The sequence below is a fragment of the Palaeococcus sp. (in: euryarchaeotes) genome, from assembly GCF_053987695.1.
Map to the genome: position 1 here is coordinate 1 of NZ_JBMXHE010000041.1, position 12,203 is coordinate 12,203.

A 12,203-nucleotide genomic window follows, 5' to 3' on the forward strand; every position below is an offset into this window, starting at 1 on the left:
ACTTTCCTAATTATACGCCAGATTTGGACTTTGTTCTTGTTACCCCAACAGTAGAAGAGGTAAGAAATCTTGCCTTGGATGAAGAAAGATGGGATGAGATTGTTTCAAAAATAAAGGAAAGGCTTCCCAAAGCAAAAATTTTGGCTGTACTTGACTGGGCTGGAACTAAAAACACGCCTTTGGGAGTTTTCTCTCAGGAGTTGAGCAAAGAGGAGCAAAGAGAGTTTTTAAGGAAAGCGGATGAATTTTTCTCAAAGAAAGGAATAATCTTTGTCTATCCGGTTCACGGTGGATTTATGGGTCAGGATGCAAAGATCTTATCTTTCGGTAAGCTAAAAACTTATGATGCTCTAGCTCCAGAATTTGAGACTTATGAAACGATAAAAGAGTTGGCACAAAAGAAATATAGTGGCAAACATGAATAAAAATCTCAATTACAATCGGAATTTTAGGAATATTCTTTTCTCTTTTTTAATGGGTTGGAACTTTCAAAAAACTTCTGAAAAAGAGGTAATTTTCGCAAATCCCTCACCTTCGCCTCACTCCCAACATTGCCGTCCCACCTGAGTTCAGCCCGATACTCAAGACGCTCCATACCAAATCCCTCTATAAAGTGAACTTCTCTTCAGATAAAAAATCTTTTCCACACAGGTCTTAGCGTTCGACCGCCGGAACAACACCCCAGGGGTTGGGATGGATCACTCTCACAGGGTAAAGGGAATGATGCTCTTCTCCATTGCACTTAACATAATTATAACGCTAGCCGAAATTGTGGGAGGACTTCTCTCGGGGAGTTTGGCGCTTCTCCGCGACTCCGTCCACAACTTCAGCGACAGCATGAGCCTGCTCGCGAGCTACCTGGCAATAAGCGCGAGAGGCCCATAGAAGCGACAGATTACAGGATGATACAGTACAGCATTTAAATACGTTAAGCAACTTAGAGCAAAATCTTCAACACTCTGGGGAAAGCTTTTCTTTAGCCTTTTTCTGCTTTGGCAATACTAAGGATATGATCAGGCATGAAGTCTTTCTTCGATGCCTCTTTTCTCCATCTCTATGAGTTTCTCCCCGGATATCTCAACGGCACTATAGTAGCTTGGGACGTAAAGCACCGGAAGACGCATGGCAACGCTCTCATCAACCCAATTGACTTCACTTACGCCAGTTGGTTTTCCATGCTTCATTATGTCCTCCCATACACGCTTGTTTATTATGCAGCCGGGATCATCTCCCATGATGTCAAGGGTGTAATGATATGTTCTGGCACGGCATCCGCCGCAAATATTTCTATATGGACAATTTTTGCATTGACCGGTGAAGCTGTTCCTGTCCCTCAGGAGGTTGAATATTCTGCTGGTCTCCCATATCTCCTTGAAAGGCTTTGTTCTAATATTGCCTACGGGCAAGGGAAGGAACACGCATGGTATAACTGTTCCATCGGGTTCAATTCCCGCATAAATTCTTCCTGCTCCGCAGCCCCCTATAAACTCGGCCAGGGTTCTAACTGCGTTGTTTTCCCCGATATAGAAGTGAGCTGGCGTTACATTCTTTCCCCCGGATTCGAGGAGTGTAACACGGGCATATTGAGGCGCCGTGGTCAGTATCTCCAGCTTCCGCTTTTTCATCTGATGATACACTTCCTTCATGAATTCCTCGCGCTCTTCCGGCGACAGATCGGTCTTTATCATTTCCTCTGCTCTGCCGGTGGGCACGAGATTGAAGAATATAACACGTTTAACACCAATATTTTCCGCAAGATCAAGGATGTCATCTATCTCCCCGAAGGTTTCCTTGTCCATGATCACAGCCATTCCATGACTTATCCCAAGCTTAACAGCATTTTCTAGTGCCTTTGTTGCGTGCTCCCATGCACCTGGAATGCCCCTAAACTCGTCGTGCTTCTTGGGATTTGCCGAATCTATGGAAACCTCCACATACTTTAATCCAAGCCTCACAGCCTTTTCAAGGTTTTCTCTATTGGCAAATGTCCATCCGTTTGTTGCGACTGAAGTGTGAATTTCCCTGGCCGCGAGCTCTTTAACAACGCGATAAAAGTCGGGGTGTATAGTAGGTTCACCGCCGCTCAAAGCAACAGCAGCAACTCCGGCATTATCAAGCTGATCAACCAACATTAACTTCTCTTCAAGGGAGAGCTCACCCGATAATGGTTTGTCCGCTCTCTGATAGCAGTGCTTGCATCTAAAATTGCACATGTTGGTGAAGTTCCACACTATTAAGAAAGGTCCCGCCAGTTTTTGAGGAACCGTTACACCATACTTGGCTATTCCTTCAAGAACGACCCAGATGCCTCTTCTTATATGTGGGTCCCTTAAGAGGGCTTCTTTAACTACCTCTTCATCCCCTCTTGCAACTTTTATGCCGAGCTTAAGAAGAAATTTTATTGTTTCTGCTTGAAAACGCACCATGAAAGGACATTTTATGCTTTCACCCGCGTAAATGCTAAGAGCCCAGTAGAGTCCTGGAAGCTCCCTCCCTTCTATCTTATACTTTTTTAAAGATGGTTTTATCAGGCCCCTTGCTATGGGATTACCCAGGATAAGCTTGAAAGCGGTTAGAGCAGTTGTGAGCTGGTTTCCACTATTTCTTTTACTTTCTACCATACTTCCACCTCCGATTGTAGGTTAGGAATTTTCCTGTATAAAGTTTTCGATATAACAGTTATATCTGTTATATCTGATTTAGCTGAGAAAAGCTTAAATATCTCCTCTTGCCTTACTTTATTGGAGGCCTAAAAAGTGGTGGGTAATAAAAGAGAAACCCGAAAATTTATCGAAATTGTGGAACGGATGATGAGAAGATGGGGATACACCCATACGGATGGCAGGGTTTATGCTATACTTCTTTTAAGTGAGGAGCCTCTAACCATTAGTGATTTAGTTGAAGCAACAAATCTAAGTCGCTCCTCTGTTTCGGCCTCTTTAACTCGCCTTTCTCGAGATTATCTTGTTAACGTCAGGAAGAATGGAAAGATAAAGCTCTTTACACCGATTCCTGCTTTTCTTGAAAAATTCTTGAACCAGCCAAAGGAGATCCTCGAGAAAGAGGTAAAGCCATTGAAGAGCCTGACGGAAGTGATTTTAAGGGAAAGCAACTCTCAAGAGCACAAGCTAAAACTCCAGGAAGTTCTCTCTGACCTAAAAGCTCTGGAATGTGTTCTTTCAAAGATAATCAAAATGGAAGAGGAGGAAACAGAGTGCTTTAAAAAGTAATCACTTGCATTCGTGCTCTTTCTCTCTTTCTATCTTCTCTTTCCAGTAAGGGTCAACCTCGAGAACTTGGTTGATAAATGCCTCGACTACATCTTTGATCTTTCCGTAAGCACCGGTAACAACTTCGATGCCAAGCTGGTTAAAGTAGTCCATTGCCCTTCTTCCCATTCCATATGCTAAAACAACGTCTCCATCATGCTCTTTTATAAAGTTTGGCAAATCACCGGGGCCATGTTCATCGAAGGGGACTTCAACAACTTCTGCTCCTTTAATCTGATTATCTTCCACATCGACGAAAACAAAATATTTTGCTCTCCCAAAGTGACCGCTCACATTACTCTCCAGGCCCTTATTATCTTCAGCGGGTATAGCTATCCTCATTTCGATCACCGAAAATAGTTGAAATTTATGACATATAAAGTTTGTGCATATGCACATTTTTATAAACCTTTGGTTGATAACACAAATATGAAAAAATGCTTATATCTGATGCTACTTTTCTTTAAAATAGTGATACAAATGGAGAATCTTAATGAGCTGATAGAGAGGGAGGATTTAAAGAGCATGCTGGAAATTGCTAGAGAGTTTCACGGGCATATATGTCCTTACGTTGCTCTTGGGATAAAGGCATCGGTTGTTGCCATGAAGGAGCTTGGAGTTGGCAGATTGGGTTTTAACGGGAGTATAGAGGAGGAAATTCTGGCTATAGTGGAAACAAACAACTGCTTTACCGATGGAGTTCAAGTTGCCACGGGATGCACCCTTGGAAATAATTCTCTCATATATCTTGATCTTGGAAAAACTGCACTGACACTTGTTAAACGTGGAAGCTGGGAAGGTGTAAGGATTTATGTTGATGCTGAGAGACTCAGGAAGTACTATCCTCCCGAAGCCATGGAACTCTTTGAGAAGGTAGTAAAAAGGAGAGAGGGTTCTTTCGATGAGAAGAGAAGGCTTGGAGAAGTGTGGGAGAAAACGGGATACAAGATGCTTGGGATTCCAAAAGAAGAGTTTGTTATAACTAGGGTTAAAGTGCCTCCCATCGAACAGGCACCTATTTTTGAGAGCATTCGATGCTCCAAATGCGGAGAGCTCGTAATGTCTACAAGAATTATCTACGTAGATGAAAAGCCCCTCTGCATAAAATGTGCGGGTGAAAGCTACCATGCGGTTATTGGGAGAGGTATAGTGGAGGTGAAAAAATGAAGCGGTTTTTGGCGTTGTTTGTGGGTTTGCTCTTAATAACATCCCTAAGCGGCTGTATACAGACCAAAACCAATACCTCTAACTCTGTTAAAATTGTCGATACACTTGGAAGAGAAGTTGAGGTTCCGGCAAATGTGGAAAAAATTGTGGCTACTGGTCCAGGAGCTTTGAGAATAATTGTTTATCTTAATGCTACAGATAGGGTAGTGGGGGTTGAAGATTTCGAAAAGAAATATCCCTATGGGAGACCTTATGCTATGGCACATCCTGAACTTCGGAATCTTACCTCTATAGGACCCGGCGGTCCGGGAAAGCTTCCAAATCTGGAGGCTCTCATTAATCTCAAGCCCGATGTAATATTTATGACATATGTGGACACAAAGACTGCGGATGATATTCAGGAAAAAACGGGAATTCCTGTGGTTGTATTGAGCTACGGCACATTGGAGACTTTTGAGGACGCATCTCTTTTTAAATCGCTTGAATTAGCAGGAAAAATTTTAGGAAAGGAAAAAAGGGCAAATGAGGTCATATCCTTTATAAAGAGCATTCAAAATGACTTGGAGAAGAGGGCGGAGAATGCAGAGAGTCCAACCGCTTATATTGGTGGAATAGGCTATAAAGGGGCACACGGGATAGAAAGCACCAAACCTACTTATCCCGCATTCAAAGTTCTGAATGTTAGGAATGTTGCGGGGAGCATAAATCAGAGCCATGTTTTCATAGACAAGGAAAAACTCCTCGAATGGAATCCGGAATTTATATTCCTTGATGAAGGAGGTTTAAAACTCATCCAGGAGGACTACTCAAAGAGTCCTGATTTTTATAACTCTCTTAAAGCTTTCAAGGAGGGCAATATCTACGGTGTTCTACCTTACAACTTCTACTCAACGAACATAGGCACAGCAGTGGCGGATGCTTACTTTATAGGGAAAGTCCTTTATCCCAAGCGCTTTGAGGATGTTGATCCAAAGAAAAAAGCAGACGAGATTTATAATTTCCTCGTAGGAAAACCTGTTTACAAAGAAATAGCCCATCAATTCGGCGGATTCGGGCGGATAAACCTAGAAAATGGCACGGTTAATTATTCACTGCCCATCTCTCCCTAGGTGATGATATGATAGATGCATATCGGAAACACATCAAGCGAAAGATACTTTTTAATTTTACTCTTATTTTATCCCTCTTAGTTTCGGTTATAGTTGCATTAAGGTTTGGTTCTTATGATATGTCTTTTTTAGATGTTTTTAGAGCTTTGAGTGGTGGTGGCGGAGCATCGGGGATGGTTATATGGAACATGCGTCTCCCAAGGGTTTTAGCGGCTCTTTTAGTGGGGGGAGGATTGGCTCTTGCTGGTGCTGCTATGCAAACTCTCCTTAGAAATCCATTAGCAAGTCCATTCACGATGGGTGTATCACATGGAGCTATGTTCGGGGCATCACTCGCAATTTTTCTTCTTGGCTCGGGAGGAGCAGAGAGCACAGGAAGAATTCTCTTAAACAATCCATATTCTACAGCTCTTTTCGCATTTTTGGGCTCTCTTTTAGGTGTATTCGTTGTCCTAACACTTGCGAGCCTTAGAGGTTTGAGTCCGGAGGCTATGATACTCGCTGGAGTCGCAATGAGTGCGATGTTCACGGCAGGAACCACACTACTCCAGTATTTTGCCGATGAAATTCAGCTTGCTTCAATGGTTTACTGGAGCTTTGGTGATCTGGGAAGGGCTTCTTGGAGAGAAATTGGAGTAATCGGAATTACATTGGGGACGGCACTCATGTATTTTATACTTAGAAGCTGGGATTTGAATGCCATTGAAAGCGGTGATGATATAGCAAGCTCCTTGGGAGTGAATGTAGAGAGGGTTAGAATCGTGGGGACACTTCTTGCATCCCTGATAACCGCTGTGAGTGTTGCATTCGTTGGAATAATTGGTTTCATTGGACTTATATGTCCTCATATGGTGCGCTTATTAATAGGGAGCGACCACAGGTTTTTACTCCCATCTTCGGTGCTTTTAGGTGCTCTTTTGCTCTTAGTCTCGGATACTTTCTCCAGAACAATACTATCCCCAACGATACTCCCCGTGGGGATAATTACATCTTTTATGGGAGCCCCTCTCTTTGTGTATCTCCTGGTCAGGATGGAGGTGAGTAGATGATAGTGCTCAAAAATGTCGAATTCTCATACAACGGAATCCCCACACTGAAGGGGATTAATATTGAGATTGAAGAAGGTAAAGTAGTTGCCATACTGGGGCCAAATGGTGCTGGAAAATCCACACTCCTCAAATGTATAAACGGTCTTCTGAAGCCGAGAGGGAGTATTTACATAAGCGGTCTTTCTCTAAAGGAACTTAAGCCTGAAGAAGCTGCCAAACTTATAGCCTATGTTCCCCAGAAAAGCAATCCCACTTTCATGTCAGTTTTTGACTATGTCCTCCTTGGGAGGAAGCCTCATATGGGACTCAATGTGGGCAAGAAGGACATGAAGATCGTGGAGAATGTTTTAAGAATGCTGGGCATTGAAAGGCTCGCTTTGAAAAAGTTAAAACAGTTAAGTGGCGGGGAACTCCAGAAAGTTGTTATAGCAAGGGCACTGGCTCAGGAAGCTAAGGTTCTTCTCCTCGATGAGCCGACAAACAACCTTGATTTGAAGAGCCAGCTCGAGTTCATGCACTTGGTAAAGAAGCTCTCCCTTGAGAAGGGCATAACCGCAGTGGTGGTTGTGCATGACGTTAACATCGCTCTCAGGTTCGCTGATGAATTTATATTCATGAAAAATGGAGAAATAGTGGCTAAAGGTGGACATGAGATAGTGACACCCGAACTGATAAGCGAGGTATATGAAATCCCCGTAACCATTCACAAACTTTCGGGGGTTCCTGTTGTGATTCCAGTTTAATTTGCGACCGGTTTAACCACCGCTCAAAACAGGCATCACCTTAACTTCATCCCCCTCCTCTACAAGGGCGCTTCCCTTTGCAGGTTTGCCATTTATTAAGATTATCTTGTCATGAAACTCATTGTATCTGGGAATTACCTCCTCCAAAAGCTCATCGGCTGTTTTTGGACTTTCAAGTTTGATCTCAATCTCTCTTGCTTTTGCTAGGTGGGCGAATGCTCCCATGAGTCTGATCCTGACCATTGACACCACCGCATGTATTATTTCCCTTCGATTGATAAAGATTGTCTTTACTTGCAATTTTTGGCTAGTTCATAGTTTCCATATTTCCATATACTCAAAAACTTTCTTGGAATGGGTTGGTGTATGATATTTTGCTGAAAAGACAATCTTCGCATTGAAGATAGAAGAAAAGAAGAAAATCACTCAAGCTTCGTAACCTTCTCAAGCTCTGGGATAACCTCTTCGAGGCCAAGCTCCTTAAGCGTCTCTTTCTTTGGAATACCTCTCTCATCCCAGCCCCTGAGCTTGTAGTACTCTGAGAGCAAAGTGTCATACTTCTCCTTCTCGAGATGCTGTCCCTTATGCGGGCCGCTCTTAAGTCCTTCCTTGAACCATCTCTCCGGTGGATAGTCCATCTTTCTGTCCCAGTTCCCTTCAAATTCTCTGACCCAGTAAGCCCTTATGAGGGCATAAACTCTATCTGCTGCTTTATAAAGGTCGTCCCATGTGTATTTGACGCCTGTGATGGCTTCAAGAAGCTTTGGATAGTAGTCCAAACTTAAGCCTACCTCTACCCATGGCAATCTACAGGCGGTGAGCATTTCAAAGAGACCGCCTCTAAGTCTCTGGAGTTCAATAACCTTTGCAGCCTTCTCCGGATCGTAGGTGATCTTGTACTCAACTTTTTGAGCTTTCTCACCCTCAATTGGGGCGCTTCCAATTTCCCATGCAATAACCCATGCTTCTTTGTGGTGGGCACCGATGGAGCTCGTTCCAAAGGCAAGAGCCATTGCAGGGTAGATGAAGCAGTTATAACCGCTTATCTCAAGTCCCTTCACGTGCATTGCAAAGTCATGTGCATTGAGCTTCTGTGCCATTCTCATTACACCTTCGGCTCCAAAGTTTCCAAGCTCTCCCCTTCTGTATGCGATGTCAAGGGCGAGCTGCTTTGCTTTCTTGAAGTCTCCAAATACAGGTGCATCTTCCTCAATTAGCCCCCTCTCCTTGGCTTCCATTATGAATGCAATCGAATCACCAAGGGAAATTGTGTCCATACCCATTTCATCTGCAATTCTGTTGAGAACGGAAACTTCATTGAGCTTGCCAAGTCCAAGGTTTGAACCGAGTAAAGCTACGTTTTCATAATCGAGCTCGCTCTCATGGCCTTCTGCATCAAGAACCACGTTTCCACAAGGCATGTTACAGTAAGGGCATCCTCTCTGGCTGACCTTCATTCCTTCCATTGTGTATCCATCTATTGAGCGGGCAAATTCAAAGCTTCCATCGCTAAAGTTCTTCGTTGGCAGTGCTGAGTTCTCATTGGTCCACTCAACAGCAGCCATTGTTCCCTGTCTCTTCCAAAATGGGTATGCCGGTGAGTTTTGTATTGCCTCATAGGCTTCTCTTGAAAGCTCTTGGAGCTTCTTCTTGTCTGCAACGGGTATTTCCTTTGTTCCTTTTATTACAACCGCTTTGAGCTTCTTGCTTCCCATTACGGCACCCATTCCGGGTCTCCCGGCCGCTCTTCCCTCTTGGGATATAACAACCGCATACCTCACTAGATTTTCCCCGGCTGGACCTATGCTAAGAACACCCACATTTTTGCCATGTATCTTCTTAAGCTCTTTCTCTGTTTCAAATGTGTCTTTACCCCAGAGACCCTCCGCACTTAAAATGGCGACGTCATCATTTTCGATATAAAGATAAACGGGCTTCTTTGCTTTTCCCTCAACGACTATAGCATCATAGCCGGCTTTTCTCAAATGAACTGTAGCCATTGTACCGAGATTGCCATCACCATAACCACCTGTCAATGGGCTCTTGGCTGCTATAACCATTTTACCCCCGCTTGGAGTCGGGAGACCATTAAACGGTCCGCTTGCAAACACGAGCTTGTTTTCCGGACCGAGGGGATCAACGTTCTTAACTTCATCCCATAGAATCTTTGCCGCCAGTCCCCTACCACCTATAAAGTTTTGTGCTACATCCGGGGAATACTCCTGCACCCAGACTTTATCGTTGGTTAGATCAACCCTAAGTATTTTTCCCCACCAACCTTTCATAGAACCACCGTATTTCATAAAGGTGAAATTATATAAAAGCTTTGAGTTCACAAAATACTTTAACCACCCCGATTCGAGAAAACGCTTTTATTTAACCTCCAACTGCCAAATAAACTTTGTTGTTTAGCCATTTTTATCGAAAATTTTGGTGATTTAGGATGTTCATAACGAACACTTTACAATCGCCAACGTTCATAGTTGAGCATTAATGGCAGATTCCTGCTTTTATTTTCTCCTTCTTTAAGTATTGTCCATCCGGTGATTGTGGTTTGTGGTTGAATGATTTTTAAGTTCCAAGCCCGGCATTATTGCCCGATTACAAACGCGAAACCAACAACCAGAATACCCGGATAAACGTAACTTTTTAAGAACTTTTTCCCCATTTCTACTTGATGGGTATGTGGTTCAAAAGAGTTGATATTGGTGAGATAGAGAAGGCTAAGAGGGCACTTCCCCACTACTTTTCAATTCTTAAAGGAGATGAAGAGCCGAATTTTTTCCAAGCTAAAAAGGTGAGTGTGGAATTTGATGAAGGTGCATCTCTTGAGGAGCTCTGGCAGCTTCATAAAAAAGGTATGGAGCTGCTCAGAGAAGGAGAGTTTAAAGAGAATCCAGAAAAAAGTCTCTTGGACCTAAAGGTCATCATAGCAAATAAAATTCTTGAAAAATGTGAACTATGCGAGATCAAATGCGGTGTAAACAGGAAGGAGAGCATTGGATACTGTCGCGTGAGGGAGAGTTTAATTGCAAGCGATTTTCTCCATCTCGGGGAAGAACCGGAGCTTGTTCCTTCTTATACTATATTCTTCAGTGGATGCAACTTTAGGTGTGTTTTCTGTCAGAACTGGGATATAAGTCAACAGCGTGTTGGCATTCACTATTCTCCCGAGGAAGTAGGAATAAAAATTGGGGTGGCATATGCCAGAGGAGCAAAAAATGTGAACTTCGTCGGGGGTGAACCGACACCAAATTTACCCTTTATTCTAGATGTTTTAAGGTATGTGAAGGTTCCTATCCCGGTTCTCTGGAATTCCAATATGTATATGAGCGAGGAGGCAATGGAGCTCTTGGATGGTGTGGTTGATGTTTACCTGGGTGATTTCAAGTGGGGTAATGATAAATGCGCCATCAAGAACTCAAAGGCGCCTCGTTACTGGGAGACTGTTACGAGAAACTTTCTGCTTGCAAAGGATCATTATAAAGCCGAGCTTTTGATAAGGCACCTAGTCATCCCGAATCATCTCGAATGTTGCACTAGGCCAATTTTAAGGTGGATAGGGGAAAATCTTGGGAGGGATGTCCGTGTGAACGTCATGTTCCAATATCATCCTGATTATAGAGCTAGAGGGGAGAAAGGATTAAATAGAACCTTGAACTATGAAGAAATGCTCAAAGCTGCCGAGTTCGTTAAGGAATTTGGATTTAAGAATACAATGGTGGGGTGAATATGAGTCCACCAATTGTCATCCCTGGGGGAATATCTTACGAGCGCGTTTTGCTCTTAATTTTGCTATTCTTGCTCTTATTCGGGATTAAGGTTCTCTTAGAGAAATATTTTGAAAAAAAAAGGCTTTAAAATATCAGTAAACTTTAAATATTTGGAGAACATGGCCCTATTTAGGTGGTGGTGTTGCCTATTAGCCCAAATACGGATATAACGGATAACTACATTTTGACGGGTGTAATAGCTATAGTTATCCTGTATTTTCTGCTTCAGCTTTTTGGAAAGTGGCATGAACGGCATCTGGAAAAGAGGGAGGGACAGTTTAAAGATGAAGAAATAGGAAAGCTCTATTAACCCCCCGCCCTCGCCTTCCTTAAAGAATCCATGAATTTTTCTACTTCATCCTCGCTCCCTTCAATCAACACATTCCAGCGTGGCATTCCATGAAACTTTTCCCCGTGTTCTATTCTGATCCTGATGTTGGCTTTCGATTTTTTGATAATCTCAAGGAGTTCTTCTGGAGGAACTGCGGTTGTTATGCTCTTTTTCATTACCTCCCCTCTTTTTGGTATTCCTCTTCTTTTATTAATATTTTTGCGGAATGGTTAACGTTATTAAGTTTAACGGAGTATGTATCCTAGGTGAGGCTATGAAGCTACCCGGACATAAGACGAAGATAATAGCCACGATTGGCCCGTCATCCAACGATGAGCGGACAATTGAACGGATGATAGAGGCGGGGATGAGCATTGCAAGGCTCAACTTCTCCCATGGCACTATTAAAGAGCATAAAAAGATGATTGAGATAATAAGAAAGGTCTCGGAAAGGCTGGATAGAAGGGTTGCAATTCTCGGGGATCTGCCGGGGCTCAAGATACGGATTGGGAATATCAAAGGAAATTCTGTGATCCTTAAAAAAGGGCAGAAAATTGTTTTAACAACCAAAGAGCTTGAGGGAGATGGAGAGGTAATCCCCGTGGAGTTCAAAGGCTTCCCGAAGCTCGTTTCTAAGGGAGACATCTTTTACCTCTGTGATGGCTTCATAGTAGTGAAGGTGGATGAGGTAGGAGAAGAGGATTTTGAGTGTACGGTCCTTGTTGGAGGAGCACTGTTTTCACGAAAGGGTATAAACATACC

At 43.1% G+C, this 12,203-nt stretch carries 14 protein-coding genes and 1 pseudogene; 10 read left to right on the plus strand and 5 right to left on the minus strand.

The features are described 5' to 3' along the window. Positions 1 to 425: hypothetical protein (locus ACXJGZ_RS02920; RefSeq protein WP_456398271.1), on the plus strand; the 425-nt coding region annotated here is incomplete at its 5' end. 268 nt (positions 426 to 693) lie between these two features. Then, positions 694 to 867, plus strand: a pseudogene (locus ACXJGZ_RS02925) (cation efflux transmembrane domain-containing protein); the annotation flags it as partial. 146 nt (positions 868 to 1,013) lie between these two features. Here ACXJGZ_RS02925 and ACXJGZ_RS02930 read toward each other — a convergent pair. Then, a complete protein-coding gene (locus tag ACXJGZ_RS02930) occupies positions 1,014 to 2,621 on the minus strand; it encodes a radical SAM protein (RefSeq protein ID WP_456398272.1) in 1,608 nt (535 codons plus the stop codon). A 186-nt stretch (positions 2,622 to 2,807) separates the two neighbouring features. On the opposite strand from ACXJGZ_RS02930, the gene ACXJGZ_RS02935 reads away from it, so the two are divergent. Then, entirely contained in the window at positions 2,808 to 3,230 is a 423-nt protein-coding gene (locus tag ACXJGZ_RS02935) for a GbsR/MarR family transcriptional regulator (RefSeq protein WP_456321496.1), read from the plus strand. On the opposite strand, the gene ACXJGZ_RS02940 is transcribed toward ACXJGZ_RS02935, so the two are convergent. Next, positions 3,231 to 3,611 carry a NifB/NifX family molybdenum-iron cluster-binding protein gene (locus tag ACXJGZ_RS02940; protein WP_456321499.1) on the minus strand — a complete coding sequence of 127 codons (381 nt, stop codon included), beginning with the start codon at positions 3,609 to 3,611 and terminating at the stop codon, positions 3,231 to 3,233. Positions 3,612 to 3,749: 138 nt separating this feature from the next. Between ACXJGZ_RS02940 and ACXJGZ_RS02945 the strand changes: the two genes are divergently transcribed. Genes ACXJGZ_RS02945 through ACXJGZ_RS02960 form a run of 4 tightly spaced genes read left to right on the plus strand, consistent with a single transcriptional unit; the run spans position 3,750 to position 7,337 of the window. Beyond that, on the plus strand, positions 3,750 to 4,436 hold the full coding sequence (locus ACXJGZ_RS02945) for an FmdE family protein (protein ID WP_293253565.1): 687 nt from the start codon (positions 3,750 to 3,752) through the stop codon (positions 4,434 to 4,436). Beyond that, positions 4,433 to 5,545 (plus strand): iron ABC transporter substrate-binding protein, encoded by a 1,113-nt coding sequence (locus tag ACXJGZ_RS02950; RefSeq protein WP_456321495.1) that lies wholly within the window; start codon positions 4,433 to 4,435, stop codon positions 5,543 to 5,545. The genes ACXJGZ_RS02945 and ACXJGZ_RS02950 overlap by 4 nt, the downstream gene beginning before the upstream one ends. Before the next feature lie 8 nt (positions 5,546 to 5,553). Next, the gene (locus ACXJGZ_RS02955; protein ID WP_456326990.1) at positions 5,554 to 6,594 is read left to right on the plus strand and encodes a FecCD family ABC transporter permease; all 1,041 of its coding nucleotides are present in this window, start codon (positions 5,554 to 5,556) and stop codon (positions 6,592 to 6,594) included. After that, positions 6,591 to 7,337, plus strand: coding sequence for an ABC transporter ATP-binding protein (locus ACXJGZ_RS02960; protein WP_456321493.1), 747 nt, complete (start codon positions 6,591 to 6,593; stop codon positions 7,335 to 7,337). Before ACXJGZ_RS02955 ends, ACXJGZ_RS02960 begins: the two co-directional genes overlap by 4 nt. 12 nt (positions 7,338 to 7,349) lie before the next feature. Here ACXJGZ_RS02960 and ACXJGZ_RS02965 read toward each other — a convergent pair whose 3' ends face one another. Together ACXJGZ_RS02965 and for are read right to left on the minus strand one after the other, a co-directional pair. Beyond that, positions 7,350 to 7,580, minus strand: a complete 231-nt coding sequence (locus ACXJGZ_RS02965) for a MoaD/ThiS family protein (RefSeq protein ID WP_293253553.1) — start codon at positions 7,578 to 7,580, stop codon at positions 7,350 to 7,352. A 179-nt stretch (positions 7,581 to 7,759) separates the two neighbouring features. Then, positions 7,760 to 9,622 carry a tungsten-containing formaldehyde ferredoxin oxidoreductase gene (gene for / locus ACXJGZ_RS02970; protein ID WP_456321492.1) on the minus strand — a complete coding sequence of 621 codons (1,863 nt, stop codon included), beginning with the start codon at positions 9,620 to 9,622 and terminating at the stop codon, positions 7,760 to 7,762. 392 nt (positions 9,623 to 10,014) lie between these two features. Between for and ACXJGZ_RS02975 the strand changes: the two genes are divergently transcribed. After that, on the plus strand, positions 10,015 to 11,067 hold the full coding sequence (locus tag ACXJGZ_RS02975) for a radical SAM protein (RefSeq protein ID WP_456398273.1): 1,053 nt from the start codon (positions 10,015 to 10,017) through the stop codon (positions 11,065 to 11,067). Between the two features lie 176 nt (positions 11,068 to 11,243). Then, on the plus strand, positions 11,244 to 11,420 hold the full coding sequence (locus ACXJGZ_RS02980; RefSeq protein ID WP_456321489.1) for a hypothetical protein: 177 nt from the start codon (positions 11,244 to 11,246) through the stop codon (positions 11,418 to 11,420). On the opposite strand, the gene ACXJGZ_RS02985 is transcribed toward ACXJGZ_RS02980, so the two are convergent. Continuing rightward, positions 11,417 to 11,617 (minus strand): TIGR04140 family protein, encoded by a 201-nt coding sequence (locus ACXJGZ_RS02985; RefSeq protein ID WP_293257103.1) that lies wholly within the window; start codon positions 11,615 to 11,617, stop codon positions 11,417 to 11,419. The two genes, ACXJGZ_RS02980 and ACXJGZ_RS02985, sit on opposite strands and share 4 nt — an antisense overlap. A gap of 98 nt (positions 11,618 to 11,715) precedes the next feature. Between ACXJGZ_RS02985 and ACXJGZ_RS02990 the strand changes: the two genes are divergently transcribed. Continuing rightward, positions 11,716 to 12,203, plus strand: a 488-nt coding sequence (locus ACXJGZ_RS02990) for a pyruvate kinase (protein WP_456398274.1), incomplete at its 3' end; no start/stop codon positions are given.

What these genes read in the sequence shown, in the direction of transcription:
- ACXJGZ_RS02985 (WP_293257103.1), bottom strand. Translation starts at nt 11,617, where the DNA reads ATGAAAAAGAGCATAACAACCGCAGTTCCTCCAGAAGAACTCCTTGAG.
- ACXJGZ_RS02935 (WP_456321496.1), top strand. Translation starts at nt 2,808, where the DNA reads ATGATGAGAAGATGGGGATACACCCATACGGATGGCAGGGTTTATGCT.
- ACXJGZ_RS02930 (WP_456398272.1), bottom strand. Translation starts at nt 2,621, where the DNA reads ATGGTAGAAAGTAAAAGAAATAGTGGAAACCAGCTCACAACTGCTCTA.
- ACXJGZ_RS02975 (WP_456398273.1), top strand. Translation starts at nt 10,015, where the DNA reads ATGGGTATGTGGTTCAAAAGAGTTGATATTGGTGAGATAGAGAAGGCT.
- ACXJGZ_RS02965 (WP_293253553.1), bottom strand. Translation starts at nt 7,580, where the DNA reads ATGGTCAGGATCAGACTCATGGGAGCATTCGCCCACCTAGCAAAAGCA.
- ACXJGZ_RS02945 (WP_293253565.1), top strand. Translation starts at nt 3,750, where the DNA reads ATGGAGAATCTTAATGAGCTGATAGAGAGGGAGGATTTAAAGAGCATG.
- for (WP_456321492.1), bottom strand. Translation starts at nt 9,622, where the DNA reads ATGAAAGGTTGGTGGGGAAAAATACTTAGGGTTGATCTAACCAACGAT.
- ACXJGZ_RS02950 (WP_456321495.1), top strand. Translation starts at nt 4,433, where the DNA reads ATGAAGCGGTTTTTGGCGTTGTTTGTGGGTTTGCTCTTAATAACATCC.
- ACXJGZ_RS02955 (WP_456326990.1), top strand. Translation starts at nt 5,554, where the DNA reads ATGATAGATGCATATCGGAAACACATCAAGCGAAAGATACTTTTTAAT.
- ACXJGZ_RS02960 (WP_456321493.1), top strand. Translation starts at nt 6,591, where the DNA reads ATGATAGTGCTCAAAAATGTCGAATTCTCATACAACGGAATCCCCACA.
- ACXJGZ_RS02940 (WP_456321499.1), bottom strand. Translation starts at nt 3,611, where the DNA reads ATGAGGATAGCTATACCCGCTGAAGATAATAAGGGCCTGGAGAGTAAT.